The sequence below is a fragment of the Microbacterium mcarthurae genome (genome assembly GCF_046064585.1).
Classification (GTDB): domain Bacteria; phylum Actinomycetota; class Actinomycetes; order Actinomycetales; family Microbacteriaceae; genus Microbacterium; species Microbacterium mcarthurae.
The window spans coordinates 325,658-346,363 of sequence record NZ_JAROCE010000002.1; the positions used below are offsets into that span (position 1 = coordinate 325,658).

The window sequence follows — 20,706 nt, forward strand, 5'->3', positions numbered from 1 at the left end:
CGAAGAATGGGACCAGCTCTAATCCGCCACCTGGGCGGCATCGAATGACTCGCCGCGCGAGCCGATCACGACGCGCCCCCGCCGATCTTGGCTCCGTGGAGCAGCTGCCTTCTGGCCGGTGGCGCGCGTTCTACCGGAGAGACGGCCGCAGATATGCGGCTCCGGGTACCTTCTCCACCAAGGCCGATGCCCGCGTCTGGATCGCCACCGAAAACGCTGACCGCGCCCGAGGTGTCTGGCGGGACCCCCACTCCGGGCGGGTCACCCTGGCGGAGTACTCAGAGCGCTGGCTCGACGGCCGGCCGGATCTTCGCCCGCGGACACGGGATCTCTATCAGCGACTACTCAAGCGCTGGGTGCTTCCTCCCGTCGGAAACGAGTCTTCACGAGGCATCGAGCTTGGGCGGATGTACGTGGCAGACATCGGACCAGCCACGGTTCGTGCCTGGTTCGCCAAGGTGAGCGAGGAAGCCTCCGCTTCAGCGCGGCGACGGCCAGCGCACCCTCCCGGCCATCCGGCGCGGCGATGGGCCTTGGCGGAGGGTCACCAGGTTGCGGCGACGGGCCGCCTGAGCCCACGAGTGCTCGCGCTTTGGGAGGCTGCGGGGAAGCCGTCTGGTCGACCGGCAACAGAGATCTCGACAGATGCTGGGCGCACCACGGCCGCGCAGGCGTACAGGCTTCTGCGGACGCTTCTCGGAGCAGCACTGGCCGATGGGGCCATCACCGAGAACCCATGCCGGCTCCGTGGCGCGGGCGCCGTCGTGCACCGGGAACGCGCTACGGCGACTTTGGAGGAGATTAACCGGCTCGCAGAGAACATGCCTGCTCGTTTCTCGGCCGCCGTTCGGGTCGCCGCTTGGTCTGGACTCCGGTACGGCGAGCTATTCGCGCTATCGCGTCAGCACATTTCTCCCGACGGGCTATCGATACGCGTCGACCGAGCGCTGGAGAACACCCCCGGGCGCGCATTGCGCTTCGGGCCACCGAAGAGTGCCGCCAGCTACCGGACGATCCACCTCCCGAGCACCGTGGCCCAGGAACTGAGCAAGCACATGACGGAATTCGCAGGCGAGGGGCCCGACGCACTCGTCTTTGGGCTACCTGATGGTTCACCGCTGCCAAACGTTCAACTCTCCCGAATCTTCCGTCGCGCCCGGCGTGCCATCGGGCGAGACGACCTGACGTGGCACGACTTGCGCCACACGGGCGCGACCCTCGCCTATGCAGCGGGCGCATCAATACCGGACGTCCAGCGGCGGCTCGGCCATAGCACCATCCGCGCAGCGCAGGTCTACGCGCACAGTGCAGCGGATGCCGATCGCCTTCTTGCCCAACGTCTCGAAAATCTCAGCTACGCGGAACGGAAAGATCAACCCCTGTGACTCTTGCAACCGAGCATCTTCGCCCGATGACCGACGAGAAGGGAGCGATGGTCTGGATTCGCTCGCTCGACGAGTACGAAATTGCACAGCGCGCCCAGCATGCCCAGCCCGCAACGATCGCGCGGCGCGTCAAACACCTCCGCAGGTTCGCGATTGCTACCGACCGCTCACCCTGGCATGTGGTCGACACCGACGTGCTGGCGTGGCTCGAGCAACTTGACGTCGCCGATTCCACGCGACTCTCCATGCGCGACTCGCTGAAGTCCTTTTATCGATGGGCGCGCGCAACGGGCCGCATCGATGTGGATCCCACCGCTGCAGCGTCGACACGAAGCAAACTCCGTCTTGATGTGCCGCCCCAGTGGGAGGTGCCTATCGCGGGCTTTCGCAGGTACCTCCTAGCGAAAGGAATGATGCCAACAACCGTGCGCGCATACGTCGAACGAATGGAGGCGTTTGCTCGCGAGAATGCTGGTCTCGAACCGTTCGAGGTGACTCTGGATGACCTGTTCGAATGGATGGCCGGGAAGAACTGGGCACGAGAGACACGCCGCGGCCGCCGCAACATCGTTCATTCGTTTTACCGATGGGCCGTGGACACGGGCCGCATGGAAGTGGACCCGAGCGAGAAGCTGCCACGCGTCAAGGCCGGCGAACCGACCGCGCGGCCCGCGACCGACGAGGAGTATCAAGCGGCTCTTCTCCACGCGACGCCCCAGCTGCGCATCGCCTTGCGCCTCGCCGCGGAGATGGGCCTACGTCGCGCTGAGGTTGCCGGAGTGCACAGTCGTGACTTGCGGCTCCGGGACGACGGCACCTACTGGCTGACCGTGCACGGGAAAGGTGGCAAGGTCCGAGTGCTTCCCGTTCCGGCCTCTCTCGCCGTCACGCTGCGTACCCAGCCCCCGGGATACGTGTTCCCCGGTCAGATTCGGGACCGGCACGCGCATGCAGGAGGCGAAGGGCATGTGTCCGCCCGATATCTCGGGAAGCAGATCACTGCGCTGTTTCCACCAGGCGTGAGCATGCACGCCCTGCGGCATCGCTTTGCGACGAAGGCATACAACGTGAATCGCGACGTGTTCACGCTCCAGAAACTGATGGGGCACGCGTCGCCCGCGACGACCCAGCGCTACGTCCAGGTCTCGGACACCACCATGCGCGCGCTCGTGGAGGCTGTGACCCCGTGAGCGTGCGAATCGATTGCCCCGTGGCTTGGTGCGTGGGCGACCTCTCCACACATGGGGGAACAGGTGCCCCGCCGGAAGCGTGGTCGCACTGCGACGACGGCACCGAACTTGTTCACGGAGCGGCTCTCTACCGAACTATGGCCGGCGATGCGACCGCTAGCTGGTACGAACTCGTCGTGGCAGGCCGGGTGGTGGGAGCAGGGCGCGACTTGACACGTTTGGCGGTGAAGCTCCGTGACATCGCGGGTGCCGTGGAAAGTTTGTGCGGACTTGAGCCGGAATCGACGAGTACCGAGGGCTATTCGTGAACGAGCCGAGTAACGCTGATTCCGTCCATGTGGAGGCGCCAGGGCAGCTCGTCGGGTTGATCGTCATGACGGTGGTTGGCACGTTAGGAGCGATTGTCTGCTGGGTAGTCGCGATCATGATCGGCTCCGCACGTTATCTGACCGATTCCGATCTTGCGATCACCGTCGGCCTGGGGTGGTGGTCAAACTTTGGCGTCACCGTGGCGGCCGTCTCGTTCGTGGGTTCGCTCGTCCTGGCCGGAACTCATCGCCTGCTCATGCGTCGCTGATGTCACAGGAGAGCTGACCCCGGGCCAAGACCGGCCGTGAGGGCCTGCAGGCACTTCGTGGAGTTCAGGCTCAACAGCGTTGAGGGCGTCGGCAGAGGCCCGGCGCATCCTCTGATTGACTTACCGGCAATGGCGATTTGACCGTCAACCTCGGGTTGACAGACGATGAGGCCGCGCTGCGCAGATTCCGCGGGAGGCTTTCCGATCGGATGGCTCCGTCAGTTGTCCCCCGACGGTCGGTGGGCCGAATCCTCCGCCCACACGGCCTCCCACGCTGAATCGTTCGCCTCTATGAATTCGTCGGCAGCCTGCTCGCCCTTCTGCCACTTCTGCAGGCGGTCTGCGATCAGGAGCGCGACCCTCGCGCGATCCCTCAAGCCTTCGCCGTCTTGGCCGGGCGGGGGCATGCGCATGAGCTTGCCCGTGGCTCGGAGCCACCAGCCCGCAACATGACCCGACGCGTCTGCTTCATCCAGACCGTTCAACACCCCTGGTGTGGATTGCCGCATGAGCCGCAACTCGTCTGCGATTTCACTATCTCTTGCGAACGCCAACCGCATAGGCCCCTCGGCCGCAGCGAGGACCGTCAACCGGCGCCGTTCAGCGACCGTCTCGACGCGGCGCTTTCGGTCACTGATCGTCTGCTGCCAGAGCGCGAGTAGGAAACCAATCACGATCGACACGACACTGATCATCCCCGCGATCCACGGCTCCCAGGGGTTCCCCTGGAGGGCCTCCACGATCTGGCGCACCTGATCATCAGTCATTCGCTCACGATAGCGATCCCGCTCGAATTCGGCCTGGCGCGATCACGAGGCTGCCCGCCGGGGTGGAACTCATTCACGCGGCAGAACAGCTAGCAATACTTCTGCCGGATGCGCATGACAAACTCGCGCCTTGTGAGCCCTTGTGCATCGGCGGCGGACTGAGCAACTTGGATCAGCGCCACCAGGATCGGAGCGAGCAGGCGATCGGTGTCCGAAGACCACTCGAACTCCGAGCCGAGAAGAGCGTATGCGCGGATGTCGTCAATCTCGTCCATGCAGGCGGCGTCGAGCGCGCGACGGATGCGCGAATCGAAATCATCGGCCATCAGGGTCCAACCGTCCCGTGGAGCGCGATCAGAACCACGTTGTCCCGCCGCCCGATCCCTGGGCCACAGCGGTTCGCACTGTGCCGACCTTGGCACCCGGCGTCCAACGATCCCATTCCGACGAATCGAGGCGAAGTCGAACGGTCGCCGTCTTGTCCTGTATTCCGTAGATCTTCTGCTCGATCGCCTCGACGTCCTGCGTTGCCCGGCCTGTCTCGGCGTCGATGTAGACCTTTTTGCCGTCCGGTAGAACGATCACGGTATCCCCGAACTCGTCGACAGATTCGGTCGCTCCTGCCGTATTCCGAGCGACATCAACCATCATCTGAGATACGAAATCGGCCGTCTCTCGACCTATCTCCATCGCTCCAGTCAACTCATCAAAGGCTTTTTTACCCTTGATGAATTCCCCGTTCGCCTTAGATTGACCGAAAGTCGCAGCCTCCATGTTCTGCGAGTAGTTATCTGCACCAGATGCATTGGCTTCCAGAGCATCTCGCTGACGATCGAGTGAGCGCGAAACTTGGTCGATGGCGGACTGCGATCCGGCCATCGCGGCCGCAGCTGTAGCCGCGCTCACACCCCATAGCTCCGCGTTGTTGCGAACCTTGTCTCCCTCGTCAACAAGGAGCCGCTGGCCTTTTTCGATGATCTGAGCGGTCGACAGCACGGTCGAGCCTGCATCGACATAGGCCTGTGCCCACTCCGCAGCCTGTTCTTTCAGCCGTTCAGCCTGCTCCTCAGCCTCCTCCAGACCAGCAGTTACGGCGCCAAGCCCCACCGCGCCGGCCGCCAGAGCAAGAGCGCCGACTAGACCGGCAGGACCCATACCCGACACCGTCGCGGCTAGGCCACCCAATGTGTCCTGACCGACCTGCCCCAGGTCCGAAAGGTCACCCCGGACGCTGGACACGGCCTCGCCGAGGTTCGAACCGATTTCCTGCGTCACCTCTTCAGCTGCCGCACGCGCGCGGCCGAGACCGTCGTCTGCGGATTGCCTCACCTGCCTGTAGGCGCGAGGGAAGTCCTTTTCGATTGCGTCGACCGTGCGATCGGTCTCATCCCTGAGCTTTTCCGTCTGCTTCTGCGCGTCCCGCATGTCGCGCTCCAGTCCGGCGGGACCGCGCGAATTGGCGAGGTCGCCGAGCGCGCGCTGTGCATCCTCAAGTGGCTCGATGATGCCGGCGTCGACACCCTTTTTGAACGCGCCAGTCTCTGACGCGATCGGGATCTCTATCGGACTGCGAGCCATGTCGCCCACCCATCAGGTTTCACGAGTTCACATTTGGAGGGCGACTCGGAGGTTTGATGGGGGGTCTGAACTCGCCCCATGCGCCAGCGGAATTGTGGCGGTTAAATGCAAATTGATTTTATCACGAAGTCGATGCGGCATCTACGAACTCAGCATGATCCGAATTCAGGGGGAGGCGTCGCTGTTGGAGCCGAAGGCGGGGGTGCGACCAACATCTAAAAAAAACTCCGCGTCACACCCGAAGCAGGCAACCTCTCTACTCTCTTCTCTACTTACTTCCTTGAGAGTGAGAATAGAGATCTAGGGTGTGATGCTTGTGACATCGCAGTCGCCGTCAGCGAACTCGCCTGCTACCTCCGCGTGTGACCAGCCTGCTACCTCCGCGTGTGACCACGGCTGCTACCTCCGCGTGTGACCACGGCTGCTACCTCCGCGTGTGACCACGGCTGCTACCTCCGCGTGTGACCACGGCTGCTACCTCCGCGTGTGACCACGGCTGCTACCTCCGCGTGTGACCACGGCTGCTACCTCCGCGTGTGACCACGGCTGCTACCTCCGCGTGTGACCACGCCTGCTACGAGCACGGCACCAGCACGGGCAGGGGCATGCCACGAGCAGGGCACCGGCACCGGCACCGGCACCGGCACCGGCACGGACACGGGCACGGGCAGGGCAGGGCACGGACACGGACAGGGGCACGAGCACCGGCACCGAGCACGGGCACAAGGCGCGGACACGGGCACAAGGCACGGACACGGACAGGGCACGGACACGGACAGGGCACGGACAGGGCACGGACACGGACACGGACAGGGCACGGACACGGACAGCGCACGAGCATGAGCACGGGACACGGGACACGGACACGGGCACGGGCACGGGCACGAGGCATCGGCACGACCACGAGCACGAGCAGTCGCCGTCGACTGTGACCAGCCTGCTACCTCATCGCGTGACCAGCTGTGACCAGCCTGTGAGGTCAGGCATGAGCGGACGAGCGGACGCAAACAGAGTTTTCTAGCGCCTGGTTTAGATGAGGCTAGATTTCCCTAGATTTTGACGGTCTGTAGCTCGGAGTGCTCTTGCCCGGTCGTGCTCGTGCTCGCCCAATGCCGCCCTGTGCGACACGGGCCACCGGCACGAGCACGGCACCGGCACGGGCAGGGCACGGGCAGGGCACGGGCAGGGCACGGGCACGGGCACGGCACCGAGCACGGACACGGCACCGAGCACGGACACGGGCACGGGCACGGGCACGGGCACCGGCACCGGCACGGACACGGACACGGACACGGGCACGGGCACCGGCACGGACACGGACACGGACACGACCGGGCACGGGCACCGGCACCGAGCACGGGCAGGGCACAAGCACGGGCACCGGCACGCGCAGGGACACGGGCACGGGCACGGGCACCGAGCACGAGCACGGGCAGGGCACAGGCACGGGCACGGCACGAGCAGCGCAGACACCGGTACCGGCACGAGCACGACCGGGCACGACCACGAGCACGGCACCGGCACGAGCACGGGCAGGGCACGGACACGGGCACGGACAGGGCACGGACACGACCGGGCACGGGCACCGGCACCGAGCACGAGCACGAGCACGAGCACGGGCACCGGCACCGGCACCGAGCACGGACACGGGCACGGGCACCGGCACGCGCGGGGACACGGGCACGGACACGGACACGGACACGGCACGGACACGGACAGGGCACGGGCACGGACAGGGCACGGACACGGACACGACCGGGCACGGACACGACCGGGCACGGGCACCGGCACCGAGCACGGACACGGGCACGGGCACCGGCCCAAGCCCGGGCAGCACGGGCACGGGCACCGGCACAAGCACGGGCAGCACGGGCACGGGCACGGGCACGGGCACGGGCACGGACACGACCGGGCACGACCGGCACGGGCGCGCCTGGCACCGGCACTGCTCGTGGTCGTGCCGATGCCTTGTGCCGTGCCCGTGCCGTGCTCGCGGGCACCTTGCCACGAGCAGGCACGACACCGGCACCGGCACGAGCACGACCGGGCACGACCACGAGCACGGCACCGGCACGGACACAAGCACGGGCACGGACACAAGCACGGGCACGGACACAAGCACGGGCACGGACACAAGCACGGGCACGGGCACGGGCACGGGCACGGACACAAGCACGGGCACGGACACACCGGCACCGGCACCGGCACCGGCACCGGCATGTCGGAGAGGGCCGGTACGGACAGGGCACGGACACGGGCACGGACACGGGCACGACCGGGCACGGGCACCGGCACCGAGCACGGGCACGGGCACCGGCACCGGCACCGGCACTCTTCACGGTGGCCGGGGAAAGGGGACCGGTCCAGTTGGGAACGAACAGACGCTACGCCGACAGCGTTGATCGGCGTATGAACGACCGAGCCCTCGTCACCATCGCTAGGGGCGCGCAACTACAAACGCTGACACATGTCGAGCTGCGTCTCGACGAGGTGCCGCTGACGGTCGACCCGAAGCCGCGGCGCAAGGTCAGGGCGTGGGTGCGGTTCGGCGACGTCCCCGTGCGAGTTGATGCCCTCGCGACACGGTGGACACCCGACGCGATAGGCATCGTCTTTCATGTTGAGGAGACCGAGTACCGGTGTTGGGTGTGGGTTGGCGCTGTTGACGAACGCGCATGACGGGGCGGGGAACGACCAAGAGTGGAATGCTGAGGGGCCGATTCACGTCTATTTGCTTGTGAACAGGCGATTTCGTTGAAGAGCGGGCACCCGAATTGTCCCCGGGCGGGGTCCGCAGCCGGGTGGCGGTGCGCGGCCACGTGAGAGATGCGAGGAGACCCGATAGCCCATCCAGTTGCTGCGCGGAGCCGGTTCAAACGGGCGAGGCCCGCGGAGCATCGATCGTATCTGTGTGGGCCGCGGCAGAAGGTCTCCTCGCCCGGCCCTGCGGAAAATACCTCACGGGCTTGCCGCACGCGCGTCTATCGACGGTCCCTCTTGATGGGCGCGTCTCGCGATGGCACCCGTCCAACTGGCGCGGTCACCGCGACGAAAAGGTCCTCGGCGATGTACTGCCGCCCGTAAGTGCCAAACGGACCGGTCAGGATGTCGTACTCAACCAACTTCTGCAACGCCTGGGAGACGGCAGGAGGGGTCTTCCCGAACCGCTCGCACATCATCGAAACAGTGATGATCTGGTCAGCGACGAGCGCGTCGACGATGTCTCGAATGACCCCTCGCGCGTTTTCATCTTGCAGAATTTGCACGTATCGAGCCCGGACCGCCAGCATGCGATCCACCCTGAGCGCAACATCATCGGCCGACGACGCGACACCGTGCGCAAAGAACCTGATCCACTCGTCCCATACTCCCGTCGCTGAAACGGCGGCCAGGTGGTCTTGGTATTCGGTCCTGCGAGCCTCGAACCATGGAGACACGCTAAGAAGCGGCTCACCGATCAGACCATCGACCATGAACTGAAGAATGACCATGAGTCTGCCGATACGCCCGTTGCCGTCGTTGAATGGGTGAAGCGTCTCGAACTGGTAGTGAGCCATAGCTGCGGCCACGATCGGATCGCGGTCTGCTGGCGGCGACGACATCCAACGAGTCAGGTCCTGCACGGCGACATTCAGCTGCGTCCCTGCTGGCATCGGGACGAATCTGGCGTCCTCGATTGCTCCCGTCGAACTCCCGATCGCAACCTGGGTGGTTCGCACTCTCCCCGCTTGATCTGTATCCGCGTCGGTTCCGCGGACCAAGATGGCGTGCACGGTCTCGATCAGTCCCGCGTTGAGAGGCCGGCCATTCTCGATCGCGTCGTACGCGAGGGTCGCCGCTTCAACGTAGTTCAGCACCTCGCGCAACTCTTTGCTTCGGGAAGCCTCATCCGTGGCGTCCGACGCGAGGACCTGCTCAAGCGGTGCGAATGTGCCTTCTAGTGCGGACGTGCTCTGTGCTTCTCGGCGAAGAGTGGGCCGGAGGAAGGTGCGCGGATTGGGCACCAAGCGCGACGCTTGGTCGAGTCGCGCAAGGGCGCGGCTCGCCGCAGTAACCGCATGCCACGTGGTCGGCTCAAGCACGGGCTCACGGTCCAGCGGGGCAGCCACGAACGCGAAGTGCTCGAAGGGTCGGTTGAAACGTCCATCCATACCGGAGATGGGCACGAGCGCCCCGAGGGGACTGCCGGCGAACTTGTCAACATCCACAATGAAAGTTATATCAGAAAAACTTTCAGTTGACGCGAACGATGCCAAGCGTGGTATCAGTGTGACTCACCGAATGAAACTAAGCGCGGTTCCACCAAAAGTTACACCGGTGTAGTTAAACCCCGCCGATCACGACGCCGATCACGACGCCGATCACGACGCCGATCACGACGCCGATCACGACGCCGATCACGACGCCGATCACGACGCCGATCACGACGCCGATCACGACGCCGATCACGACGCCGATCACGACGCCGATCACGACGCCGATCACGACGCCGATGGAGGCGGCACGAGACTCAGCCAGCACTCTCCGAGATTCGCATGGCTCGGATCGCCTCCGTCCGGGCGGTGGTCGAGTACATTCCGGGGACCTGGACGCGGCTCAGAGCGGCGGCCGCCTCGGCACTGTTGCCCTGTGCACTCAGAGCGGCGGCTCGTTGCTGCTGAATCGCCGCAAACTCTGCCGGCGACCTTCCAGGCGCACGGCTTGCCAGAACGGTCTCGCCTGTCGGGGTGGTGTGGTCAGTCAATGGATAATCCTTTCGGTCTCAGATGATGGGTTTGGGCGTAACGCGGCAGATGGCCCCGGCCGCACGGGGAGCCTCAGTCGTCAGGCAGGAGGTTCACGCCAATGCCGACGTACAAGCGTCGAGCGCGTCCGCCAGCGCGCGTCTGCGTCGAGGTGATGCCAATCTGATTGAGCCGCCGGCCCAGCACGTGCTTGGCCACGGGCTGGTAGCCGCTGTCGCGGCACCACTGGCGATAGCGCTTGAAGACGTCATCCCGCTCCGCGGAGTGGTCGGGACCGCGGAAGACGTTCTCGTCTTCGGCGATCCACAGCATGAACGGGTCGGCAGCGTCATGAAGTCGAGTAGTCGCTTCCTGCGCAGCGGTCGGCGGGTCGAAGCGCCCTCGGTCCATGAGTCTGCGAAGGCCTTCCATCGCACGGTTGAAGATCCCGGATGCTTCGTCGAATAGATGCTGCTCGTTGAACTCCCCCGAGCCAAGAACGTGCCGACTGAACTCGATCACCTCCCAACGTCGCCGCCAGCCGTAGGACGAGTCCGAGGTTCGAAACGGTTCGTTCGCGGCAAACACCGGCACCGCGTAAGGCACGAACTTGAACATCTGGCCGTACTTGCGAGCCGTCTGGATCGCGTCGCCGCCCGTCACTTGTTTGAGGATCTCGGGCTCGTTGAGGAAGCGAGATGAGAGGTCTCCCGAGATGTTGGCGATCATGCCGTGAAGGCTGGCCGCCGCGAACCTGTCTTCGACAAGGGTGTGAAGCGAAACCGACGAGAAGTTCTCCTCTCCCAACAGACGACCCAGAACGCGAAGGAAGGTGCCCTTGCCGTTGCCGCCCTCACCGATAAGCAGCACGATCTTTTGCAGCGGATTTCCCGTCATGAGCAGGTAGCCGAGAACCTCCCAGATGTGCCGATGCATCTCCGCATCGTCGCCAAGCACCTGCAAGAGCCAGCGGTCAAACGCCGGTGACGCAGCCACTGCGTCGAAACGGATCGGCAGCTTTGTGATCGCGCCCAAGGAGCGCTGATGCGGGCGCAACTCACGCTCCCGCCACCAGTAGACCCCGTTCTCAAGCACGATGTAGTCGAGGTACCCACTGGGCAGACTGCGCACTCCGACCCGGGGGACGTCCTGGTTGTGAAGGTGCGCCTCAACCTGTCGCTGCACACCGGGCGTGTAAGCCCGGCCCAGCGCCTGAGCTGTCAGGCGGGTGACCACGTGAGGGTCTCGAACATAAATGCCGTCACGGTACTCGTAGTAGTCACCGTCGTGCCCGACGGCTAGGTCGGGAGCGGCCACCCACTCGGCGATGAGAGTCGCATCCAACTTGCCTTCGGTCATGAATTGCGTCGTCACGGCGAGGTCTCCAGCTCAAGAAGCCACCTGTGAAGGGTGGTGGCGTCATCGCTCTCAATCTGCACACGCACATCGGCGGGGATCAGATCGATCACATCCGACGGCAGGGAACTGCGGTCCACGCAAAGACGAACGAAGTCTCCGGCTTCCAGCTGCGCGAGAAGGTGGCGCATGCGATTGCGGACACGCCACGCCGGCTCGCGAAACTCCGAATCCGACAGTGACCATCGGAGGTCGATGACCTGGACACGCTGAGGCTTCACGATCGGCCGCCTCGAACGAGATAGCCGACGCCTAGCAGCATGTCTCGGCGAGACGGCACGAACGGTATCCGCCCAGACAGTTGGAGCCTTGCCAGGGCCGCCCGAACTCGTCTGTCGTTGACGTGACCGTCCAGCGCGCGCTGTTGCTCATCTGGAGTGCATTGGGAGAGCACAAAATGGGCGAGTCGCGCGACACCTGGGGCGCCCTCATCGAGCGGCGGGATGGGCGTATTCACAGGCCTACAGCCCGCCGGGTGTTTGCTTCGAGGTATGCCTCAAGGTCAGCTGGCCGGAATCGGACGAGGCGTCCCACCTTGACGTAAGTCACCGCGCGGGTGCTGACAAGGTGGCGAATCTGTCTTTCGGTGATACCAAGCGCATCAGCCGCTTCGGTCACACCAAGGGTGGTGAGCGTGGACATCGGAGCGAATCCCCCAGTCAAGAGAGACCGGTGCGCGTTGCGTAGGGGGAAGGGCTCAGAGCGCGGTTATGGACCCGCTGCCAGGACGCGCGGACGCGCGATGGTCAGAGTGGGTGGTTTCCGGGAGTCGGGGCAGGTATCGCGCCGCGCTCAGAGCGCGGCGCGGCCCGGCGCCCGGGGAGCTAGCGCGGCTGTGCGTCGTTGTCGAATGGCGACCGGAATCAACCGTGATGGGGGGCGTCGACGTCCCGGGCGAAGATTGGGGCGAGAGCAGGTTCCAGGCCCCGTCAGGCCGAGGCGCAGCGGCCAGCGAAGGAACCGGTCGTCAAGATGGTCACGGCGCGCTGCTTCGGCGATGGCCAGGAACTCAGCCGCCAATCCGTCAGACAAAGCCAGCTCGCGCAACTCGCGCAGCGCACTGGCCGCCTTAGGGTGCCCTGGGTCCTCGATCAGCATTCCGAGGGTGACCCATGCGCGGAACGCGGCACGTGCCTCCTTCGTGACAGGAGCACATGTGCCGCAGGGACAATCGCCCCTCGACTGACGGTTGAGCACTTCGAGAACTTCGAGCTGATCGGGCGAAAGGTCGGCCAAGACGGCCCGCGGGCTGAGCTTAAGGGTGAGCGCGGATGCGAAGGCTTCGTGCCCGGCCGCGCACCATTGGCGCCGGATTGTGCGGCGAACTTCGCCCTCTGACATGTCCAGCAGCGCGAGGGCCCCGCGAAGACTTTCAGGCGTGAACGTGGCGACATCAATCAACGTGGTCACCTCCTCAGTACTGCTGTTGCCGGTTTCTGCCTGGATCGTACACGGATAGTCGAGATGCGCGAGCAGCGACATCCCGCGTGTTGACAGGTGCTGGTCGCTGGCTCGGATGGACTCGCGTGGACTCCGCCTATGACAAGAACAGCGAATAGCAGTGCGCTCGTGTTAACCTCGTGGCGCGTCGTTCCAGGCACATGCGGGGAAAGACGCGGCAAAGCAATGAGGGTTTGAACAACTTCCCAAGCAGACAGCGCGGGTTCGATTCCCGTCAGCCCCTCCAGAGGTCCGACAGACCGGCGCAGCCGGTGTGCCGGACCTTTCGCGTGAGGCGCCGCCTCGCGTCGGGTGGGCGCCCGGCGCTCAGTGGTGAGCCGGATGCCGCCGTTCGAGCGCGGCGCCCTCGACGTCGACGTTGGGGATGACGCGGTCGAGCCAGCGAGGCAGCCACCACGCCGACCGGCCGAGCAGGTGCATGACGGCGGGCATGAGCAGCATGCGCACGACGAACGCGTCGAGGAGCACCCCCACCGCGAGGCCGAGGCCGAACGACTTGATGATCACCGCCTCGCTCGTGACGAAGCCGCCGAACACGGCGATCATGATGATCGCGGCGGCGATGACGACCGTGCGTCCGGCGCGGAAGCCCTGCGCCACGGCCAGCCGTGCCGGAGATCCGTGCACGAACGCCTCTCTCATGCCGGTGGCGAGGAACAGCTGATAGTCCATCGCGAGCCCGAACAGGATGCCGACGAGGATGACCGGCAGGAAGCTCAGGATGGGCCCGGTCTGATGGATGCCGAGGAGGGGACCGAACCAGCCCCACTGGAAGATCGCGGTCACCGCGCCATACGTCGCGAAGAGCGACAGCACGAATCCTCCCGTCGCCACGAGGGGGACGAGGAGCGAGCGGAAGACCATCACCATGATGAGGAACGACAGTCCGACGACGACCGTGAGGTACAGCGGCAGGATGTCGGCGAGCCCCTCGGAGATGTCGATGTTGATGGCCGCCTGGCCGGCGACGCCGAGCGTGATGTCGCCGTCGACGGGCGGCAGGGCGCGCAGATCGCGCACCAGACGTTCGGTCGACTCGCTGCTGGGCCCCTCGGCCGGCACGACCTGGAAGGCGGCGAGGCGCGAATCGTCCGAGACCGCGACGGGAGCGACCGCGACGACGTCGTCCTGCGCGGCGAGCACGCGCGCCACCTCGAGCTGCGCCTCCTGCACCTGGATGTCGTCGAGTCCCTCGGGCAGGTCGGCGGTGACCAGGAGCGGTCCGTTCACGCCCTGACCGAACTCGCGCTCGGTGATCGTGTAAGCGCGGTAGGCCGTCGAGTCCTCCGCTTCGGAGCCGCCGTCGGGGAGCCCGAGCCGCATCGACAGGGCCGGGATGGCGATGACCAGCAGCGCCACGATCGACACGACGACCGTGACGACGGCGCGCAGCCCCGACATGGGGCGCACGCGCGAGCGCGACGTGTCTGCGCTGTCGGCGGCACGCACGGCACGTTCGCGCGCGCGTCTGCTCAGCACTCGGCCCTTCGCGAGTCCGAGGAACGCCGGGATGAGCGACACCGCGATGAGGACGGCGATCGCGACGCTGATCGCACCGGCGGTTCCCATGAGACCCAGGAAGGGGATGCCGGTGATGTTCAGCGCGAGGAGCGCCACGATCACGGTGGTCCCGGCGAACACGACCGCGGTACCCGCGGTGCCGTTGGCCAGACCGATGGATTCGACGACGTCAGCTCCCTGCAGGAGCTGACGGCGGTGGCGGTAGACGATGAAGAGCGCGTAGTCGATGCCCACCGCGAGGCCGAGCATCACGCCCAGGAACGGGGTGACGGATGCCATCTGGATGACGCCCGAGAACGACAGCGTGGCCATGGCGCCGATGGCGACGCCGACGAGCGCGGTCACGATGGGGAAGGCCGCGGCCAGCACCGATCCGAGCACGACGACGAGCACGATGGCGGCGATCGCGACGCCGATGGCCTCGCCCACGCCGAGGATCTCGGGGATGCCCTGCGAGATGTCGGTCGAGATGCCCACTTCGACGCCGTCGATGGGGGTGCCCTCGAAGTGCTCGATGACGGCATCCTTCGATTCCTGCGCCAGCTCGAGGCGGGGTTCGGTGAACGACACGTTGACGATGGCGGTGGAGCCGTCGTCGGAGACCACGCGGATGCCATCGGCATACGACAGCAGCTCCGCGCCCCGCTCCAGTTCGGCCTCGGAGGCGTCGAGCGCGGCCAGGCCGTCGCGCACCTGCTGTTCGCGGGCGTCCAGCTCGGCCTTCCCGGCATCCAGCCGGGCCTGCTGCGGATCGAGCGCGGCGAGTCCGGCGCTGCGCTGCGGCTCGGGAGCGGCCTGCAGCTGCGCGCGGGCGGCATCCAGCTGCGCCTGTCCCGCCTCGAGCTCCTGGCGGGCGGCGTCGAGCTGCTGGCGGCCGCCTTCCGCCTGCTCTCGCCCGGCGGCGATCTGAGCACGTCCGTCTTCGACCTGCTGGCGGCGATCGGAGAGCTCCTGCGACGTCGCGAACGGGTCGATGACGTCGGCCACGTCGGGCAGGTCGAGCGCCGATTCGACGAGCGCAGCAATCTCCCGGCGCTGCTCGTCGCTGAGGCTTGCGCCGTCCTCGGTGGAGAAGACGATGGTGCCGCTCGCGCCGCTGAAGTCCGGGAGCTCCTCTTCGAGCTGGGCGATCACGTCGCCGGACGCCGTTCCGGGGATGTCGAAGCTGGAGGACAGCCCCTTGAAACCGACGAGGAACCCGCCGACGGTGACGGCGAGGATCAGCGTCCACGCGGCGATGACCACCCACGCGCGGCGTGCCGCGAACGTGCCCAGTCGGTGGAGAAGCTCGGCCATCGGCGTCCTTCGGCTCATAGAATCGGTGGCTCGCGACCGAGTCCCCGGAGGGCGCCGGCGGGCCGCCCAAAAGATAACACGCACCGTCTCGTCTAGAGTGGGAGGAGCCTCCATGGCACAGACCCGTACGGGTCCCGTCCGCAGCGAAGCCGCTCGTCGATCGATCCTCACCGCCGCCGCCGAGATCTTCGCGGAGCGCGGGTACGACCACTTGACGATCGAGGGCATCGCCGCTCGCGCGGGCGTCGGGAAGCAGACGATCTACCGGTGGTGGTCGTCCAAGAGCGACATCGTCGCCGAGTGCCTCCTCGAGCGCGACCTGCTCCCGCGGCAGCTCTCCCTTCCCCAGACCGGCGACATCCGCCGCGACCTCACCGTGTGGCTGCACTCGATCGCCTCGGTCATCGACAGCGACGCCGGGGAGCCCCTCATCCGCTCGCTGATCGCCGCGGCGACCGAGAACGCCGAGATCGGGCGCCGGCTGCGCGACAGCCTCGCCGACGCCGACTCACTCGCCGACCGTCTGCGTGCCGCTGCCGGCACCGAGCCGAACCTTGCCCCCGATGCCCCGTTCGCGGAACTGTCCGAGGCACTCGTCGGCGCGATCATCCTGCGCGTGCTCAGTCGATCGCCGATGGACGACGCGGTCATCGACCGGCTTCTGACCGCCGTCCTCGGGCCGTCGCGCGCTTAGGCGACGCGGCGCGCAGCGGCGACCGACCGCACGCGGAACCACAGCGCCAGCTCACCGAGGGCACGAGCGGTGAGCGTCTCGTCTCCCGAGTCGAGGTCGTCGAAGCTGTCACGGAAACCGGCGGGAGGCGGCGTCGTCGCTGCCCCGATCGGCTCGTACCCCATCGTCCAGTCGGCGAACCGGCGCTTCTCGATCGGCTCCGCCACCAGGATCCGGACATCACGGTGGCGCGGATCGTTGCCGATGCGGTCGATGGCATCCCGGACCGCCGGCTCCGGCCCCTCGAGCACCTGCAGGAACCGGCCCTTCCGGTACAGCAGCAAGCCGGAGAGGTCGGTGGCGACGTTCGAGACGCGGCTGGCCTCGAGGAGCTGGGCCAGGGCGTCGTCGTCGAACGGCACCGCCGCGGTGCTCGAATACGTCAGCGAGAACAGATTCGCGGTCATCAGCGCACCACCGGCCCAGAGGAGACGTCAGGGATCTGACGCAGTTCGATCTCGGAATCCACGCCCGTCACGTCGTCGTGTGCGTGAGCGACGGCCGCCATCGCCGCCACGAGCGCCGGGAAACGCCCCACGGGGCGGGAGCGCCCGTTGTAGGCCAGGTAACTCCCGTCCGCCTCCCGGTCGATGTAGCCGAGGAAAGCCCCACGCGCGCTCGCGACATGGAATCCCTCCTCGACACGCGCCCACACGACCCCGGAACCGGGTCGATCGTCAGCAGTCATGCGTGTGTCCTTTCACCCCTCGCGGGGTTTCCGAACGTATCCGGGCGCGCGTCGCGGGGGAGCCGCTTGACAGACGGCGCGGAGTCAGATCAGGGCGGCGCGGATGGCATCCGCGTCGTCGGTCTCGGATGCCTCGACGATGCGGCCGTTCGCGACCCGGTACATCGCGAACGAGGCGATGCTGACCCGCCGACGCGTCGGCGGGATGCCGTGGAACACACCGGTGTGAGCGCCGCCCCCGCGGAGGTGAACGGCGAGGCGATCCTCCTCGACGAGCACCTGGATTCGGCGCCACTGCCAGTCCGGAAAGCCGTGCAGGAGGTCGGAGTAGTCGGAGAGCCACGCCTCGGCGCCCGCGGGCAGGTGCGCGCGCCGGACGTCCGGCGCGAGGAGCCCGCGCAGACCCGCACCGTCGTGGCGGTTGAGCGTGTCGAGGAACTCCTGGAACCACTCGCGCATCTCCCAGGGCTCCACCGGTCCATTATCGACGGCGGCAGACGGTCGGGCCGGCCCCGGGCGGGAAACCGAACCGCGCTATCACACGGCGACTCTGGACGCCGCCCCCTGGGCGCCGAAAGCCCGGGGTGGAACCGTGATCGGCATGGCATCCCTCCCGGCCCCGCTCCGTGACGACTCGCTCTCGCTCCTGATCCGCGGCTATGGCTTCGGAGCCCACGTGTGGCGCAGAGCCGGGCGCGGCGCCCGCGCCGTCCCCTTCCGTCTGCTCGGGCGCCCCGCGCTTCTCGTCCGCGGCGAAGAGGGGGTGCGGCTGTTCTACGACGAATCGCGCATCCGGCGCCACGGAGCCATGCCGGCATTCATTCAGGAATCGCTCTTCGGCCACGGCTCTGTGCATAGTCTCGACGGCTACGACCATCGCCATCGCAAGGCCACCTTCGTCGACGTTCTCTATGACGACACCGAAGTGCAGCGCCTGCTTCCGGAGATCGAACGCGAGTGGCGTAGCGAACTGGACGCCTGGGTGGCCGGGGGCGAGCAGACCGCGTACGACGCCGCGGTGGGGGCGCTGGGCCGCGCGATCATGCGGTGGGCGGGAATTCCCGGCACCGCGGCGGCGCGGACACGCTGGGCTCGTCGTCAGGCGCAGATCGTCGACGGTTTCGGCGTCCCCTACTCCCCCGAGTTCCTCCTCGCCCTGGTCAATCGGCGCTGGTCGGACCGGCACGCGGAGGAGCTCATCGACGCCGTGCGTGCGGGCACGTTGCACCCGGACGCGGGCACCGCGCTCGCCGCATGGGCCCACCACCGCGACCGTGAGGGCGCCCTGCTGCCGGCCCGCCGGGCGGGCGTCGAGCTGCAGAACAGCTTCCGCCCGATGATCGCCGTGGCTCGGTTCGTTGCGTTCGCCGCCAAGGAACTGCACGACCGGCCGGAGTGGCGCGAACGGATCGCGGCCGAGACCGCCGAGCGAGGGCACCTGGTCGGCGGTGAGCTCGCAACGATGTTCGCCCAGGAGATCCGCCGCACCGCGCCCTTCGTGCCGATGCTGCCGGCGTGGGCCACGACCGATATCGAGCTCGACGGTCAGCGCGTGCCACAGGGGGGCCGGGTGCTGCTCGACATCCTCGGCACGGACACCGACGCACGGGAATGGACGCGAGCGCCGCAGTTCGACCCCGAACGATTCCGCGGCGTCGACGACTACGAAGCCCTCACCGCGTTCGTTCCGCACGGCGGTGCAGGTGTCGCTACCGGACACCGATGCCCCGGTGAGAAGCTCGCGATCGCGGGACTCGCGGCAGCGATCGCCACCCTCAGCGACCCCCGTATCCGCATCAGCGGGCGAGGTCTCGAGGTGAACCGGCGACGGATGCCGACGAAGCCGCGTTCGGGCGGACGTGTGCGCCGCGCCGACGCACCGTCGGGCTGCCCGTTCCATCGGGGCTGAACACCCCCGCACCCACCCCATCGGCGACGGCGGGGGCCGTTCCTTCGTGTGCGACTGACGGCATCACGCGATGCTGTCAACCCGCTTCGGCGAATACGTCACGGTCCCTACGGTCGGCCGGTGACCACAGAGACTCGGCGACCTTCCACATTGAAGCGGGGCATCGGCGGTCCTCTGCTGTTCGCCTTCATCCTCGGCGATGTCCTCGGCGCGGGTGTCTACGCGCTCATGGGCGTCCTGGCCGAGCGGGTCGGTGGGGTGCTGTGGGCACCGCTGCTCGTCGCTCTCCTGCTCGCTCTACTCACCGCCGGCTCCTACGCGGAGTTGGTGACGAAGTACCCGCGCGCCGGCGGCGCCGCCGTCTTCGCCGAGCGCGCGTTCAAGAATCGCCTCGTGTCTTTCCTGGTCGGCTTCTGCATGCTGGCCGCCGGGGTGACCAGCGCCGCGGGCCTGTCCATCGCTTTCGCCGGAGAATACCTGCGGACGTTTCTCCCGCTTCCGGTCGCGCCGGTCGCCATCGTCTTCCTCGCCGCGGTCGCCGCCTTGAATGCGCGCGGCATCCGGGAATCGATGGGGGCGAACTTCGTCATGACGGCGATCGAGGTCAGCGGACTCGTCATCGTCGTGGTCGTCGTCGGTGTCCTCGTCGTCGGGGGCGGCGGCGACGTGTCGCGCGTCGGGCAAACGCCGGAAGGGACCAACGCGGCGACGGCTGTGCTCGCCGGGGCGGTGATCGCGTATTACTCGTTCGTGGGGTTCGAGACCTCGGCGAACATGGTGGAGGAAGTGAAGGACCCGTCCCGGGTGTACCCGCGGGCACTGTTCGCCGCTCTGGTGACGGCCGGTGTGGTCTACGTCCTCGTGGGTCTGGCGAGCAGCATCGCCCTCCCGGCCGACGAGCTGTCCCGCTCGAGCGGGCCGCTCTTGGCCGTCGTTGAAGCGAGCGGTGTCGCGATCCCGTCCTGGGTGTTCAGCCTCATCGCCCTCATCGCCGTCGCCAACGGGGCGCTGCTTACTATGATCATGGCGAGCCGCCTCGCCTACGGCATGTCCGAGCAGGGACTGCTGCCCCGGGTGCTGTCGCGGGTTCTCCGCCGTCGACGCACACCGTGGGTCGCTATCGTCGCCACCACGCTCGTCGCGATGCTGCTGACGCTCGTCGGCGACCTGACGCTCCTCGCTGAGACCGTCGTCCTGCTTTTGTTGTTCGTCTTCCTGAGCGCGAACGTCTCGGTCCTGGTCCTGCGCCGCGACCGCACCGATCACGATCACTTCCGCGTGTGGACCATCGTGCCCGTTCTCGCAATCGCCTCGTGCATCGTCCTGCTGAGTCAGCAGAGCCCGACGGTGTGGCTGTTCGGCGCCATCCTGCTCGCGGTGGGAGTGGTGCTGTTCGTGCTCGCCCGCGTCGGCCTGCGCCGGGACGAGTCCCGCCCCGACTCGCCGCGGTGACGCCCCCAC

Annotated in this window: 20 protein-coding genes; 7 read left to right on the forward strand and 13 right to left on the reverse strand. The window is 66.8% G+C overall.

The window, feature by feature from the left end:
• Positions 1-44 precede the first annotated feature (44 nt).
• From P5G46_RS08135 to P5G46_RS08145, 3 genes are all read left to right on the forward strand, one after another.
• Positions 45-1,385, forward strand: coding sequence for a tyrosine-type recombinase/integrase (locus tag P5G46_RS08135; RefSeq protein WP_487247420.1), 1,341 nt, complete (start codon positions 45-47; stop codon positions 1,383-1,385).
• Between the two features lie 26 nt (positions 1,386-1,411).
• Positions 1,412-2,575 (forward strand): tyrosine-type recombinase/integrase, encoded by a 1,164-nt coding sequence (locus P5G46_RS08140; protein ID WP_408905434.1) that lies wholly within the window; start codon positions 1,412-1,414, stop codon positions 2,573-2,575.
• Between the two features lie 304 nt (positions 2,576-2,879).
• A complete protein-coding gene (locus P5G46_RS08145) occupies positions 2,880-3,152 on the forward strand; it encodes a hypothetical protein (protein ID WP_408905435.1) in 273 nt (90 codons plus the stop codon).
• Positions 3,153-3,370: 218 nt separating this feature from the next.
• Here the strand turns inward: P5G46_RS08145 and P5G46_RS08150 are convergent, their stop codons facing one another.
• The 3 genes from P5G46_RS08150 to P5G46_RS08160 all read right to left on the reverse strand — a co-directional run bounded on the left by P5G46_RS08150 (position 3,371) and on the right by P5G46_RS08160 (position 5,497).
• Positions 3,371-3,919 carry a hypothetical protein gene (locus tag P5G46_RS08150; RefSeq protein ID WP_408905436.1) on the reverse strand — a complete coding sequence of 183 codons (549 nt, stop codon included), beginning with the start codon at positions 3,917-3,919 and terminating at the stop codon, positions 3,371-3,373.
• Between the two features lie 89 nt (positions 3,920-4,008).
• Positions 4,009-4,245 carry a hypothetical protein gene (locus P5G46_RS08155; RefSeq protein WP_408905437.1) on the reverse strand — a complete coding sequence of 79 codons (237 nt, stop codon included), beginning with the start codon at positions 4,243-4,245 and terminating at the stop codon, positions 4,009-4,011.
• Positions 4,246-4,273: 28 nt separating this feature from the next.
• The gene (locus tag P5G46_RS08160; protein WP_408905438.1) at positions 4,274-5,497 is read right to left on the reverse strand and encodes a hypothetical protein; all 1,224 of its coding nucleotides are present in this window, start codon (positions 5,495-5,497) and stop codon (positions 4,274-4,276) included.
• Positions 5,498-7,906: 2,409 nt separating this feature from the next.
• On the opposite strand from P5G46_RS08160, the gene P5G46_RS08165 reads away from it, so the two are divergent.
• Complete coding sequence (locus tag P5G46_RS08165) at positions 7,907-8,176, forward strand: hypothetical protein (protein ID WP_408905439.1); 270 nt, start codon at positions 7,907-7,909, stop codon at positions 8,174-8,176.
• A 302-nt stretch (positions 8,177-8,478) separates the two neighbouring features.
• On the opposite strand, the gene P5G46_RS08170 is transcribed toward P5G46_RS08165, so the two are convergent.
• The 7 genes from P5G46_RS08170 to P5G46_RS08200 all read right to left on the reverse strand — a co-directional run bounded on the left by P5G46_RS08170 (position 8,479) and on the right by P5G46_RS08200 (position 15,915).
• The gene (locus P5G46_RS08170; RefSeq protein WP_408905440.1) at positions 8,479-9,705 is read right to left on the reverse strand and encodes a Fic family protein; all 1,227 of its coding nucleotides are present in this window, start codon (positions 9,703-9,705) and stop codon (positions 8,479-8,481) included.
• Positions 9,706-9,820: 115 nt separating this feature from the next.
• Complete coding sequence (locus P5G46_RS08175; RefSeq protein WP_408905441.1) at positions 9,821-10,018, reverse strand: hypothetical protein; 198 nt, start codon at positions 10,016-10,018, stop codon at positions 9,821-9,823.
• Between the two features lie 296 nt (positions 10,019-10,314).
• Positions 10,315-11,580, reverse strand: coding sequence for a DNA primase family protein (locus tag P5G46_RS08180; protein WP_408905442.1), 1,266 nt, complete (start codon positions 11,578-11,580; stop codon positions 10,315-10,317).
• An 11-nt stretch (positions 11,581-11,591) separates the two neighbouring features.
• A complete protein-coding gene (locus tag P5G46_RS08185; RefSeq protein ID WP_408905443.1) occupies positions 11,592-11,858 on the reverse strand; it encodes a hypothetical protein in 267 nt (88 codons plus the stop codon).
• 232 nt (positions 11,859-12,090) lie between these two features.
• Positions 12,091-12,279 carry a helix-turn-helix domain-containing protein gene (locus P5G46_RS08190; protein ID WP_408905444.1) on the reverse strand — a complete coding sequence of 63 codons (189 nt, stop codon included), beginning with the start codon at positions 12,277-12,279 and terminating at the stop codon, positions 12,091-12,093.
• A 150-nt stretch (positions 12,280-12,429) separates the two neighbouring features.
• Positions 12,430-13,119, reverse strand: a complete 690-nt coding sequence (locus tag P5G46_RS08195) for an ACT domain-containing protein (RefSeq protein ID WP_408905445.1) — start codon at positions 13,117-13,119, stop codon at positions 12,430-12,432.
• Positions 13,120-13,404: 285 nt separating this feature from the next.
• On the reverse strand, positions 13,405-15,915 hold the full coding sequence (locus P5G46_RS08200; RefSeq protein WP_408905446.1) for an MMPL family transporter: 2,511 nt from the start codon (positions 15,913-15,915) through the stop codon (positions 13,405-13,407).
• Positions 15,916-16,027: 112 nt separating this feature from the next.
• Between P5G46_RS08200 and P5G46_RS08205 the strand changes: the two genes are divergently transcribed.
• Positions 16,028-16,609 carry a TetR/AcrR family transcriptional regulator gene (locus P5G46_RS08205; protein WP_408905447.1) on the forward strand — a complete coding sequence of 194 codons (582 nt, stop codon included), beginning with the start codon at positions 16,028-16,030 and terminating at the stop codon, positions 16,607-16,609.
• On the opposite strand, the gene P5G46_RS08210 is transcribed toward P5G46_RS08205, so the two are convergent.
• The 3 genes from P5G46_RS08210 to P5G46_RS08220 form a co-directional block, all read right to left on the reverse strand.
• Entirely contained in the window at positions 16,606-17,055 is a 450-nt protein-coding gene (locus tag P5G46_RS08210; protein ID WP_408905448.1) for a BLUF domain-containing protein, read from the reverse strand. The two genes, P5G46_RS08205 and P5G46_RS08210, sit on opposite strands and share 4 nt — an antisense overlap.
• A complete protein-coding gene (locus P5G46_RS08215; protein WP_239275472.1) occupies positions 17,055-17,336 on the reverse strand; it encodes a hypothetical protein in 282 nt (93 codons plus the stop codon). Before P5G46_RS08215 ends, P5G46_RS08210 begins: the two co-directional genes overlap by 1 nt.
• Positions 17,337-17,420: 84 nt before the next feature.
• Positions 17,421-17,810, reverse strand: a complete 390-nt coding sequence (locus P5G46_RS08220) for an ester cyclase (protein ID WP_408905449.1) — start codon at positions 17,808-17,810, stop codon at positions 17,421-17,423.
• 127 nt (positions 17,811-17,937) lie between these two features.
• On the opposite strand from P5G46_RS08220, the gene P5G46_RS08225 reads away from it, so the two are divergent.
• Both P5G46_RS08225 and P5G46_RS08230 read left to right on the forward strand, forming a co-directional pair.
• Positions 17,938-19,245: a cytochrome P450 gene (locus P5G46_RS08225; protein ID WP_408905450.1), complete on the forward strand. Its 1,308-nt coding sequence runs from the start codon at positions 17,938-17,940 to the stop codon at positions 19,243-19,245.
• 120 nt (positions 19,246-19,365) lie between these two features.
• Positions 19,366-20,697 (forward strand): APC family permease, encoded by a 1,332-nt coding sequence (locus tag P5G46_RS08230; RefSeq protein WP_239275466.1) that lies wholly within the window; start codon positions 19,366-19,368, stop codon positions 20,695-20,697.
• The last annotated feature ends 9 nt before the right edge of the window (positions 20,698-20,706 follow it).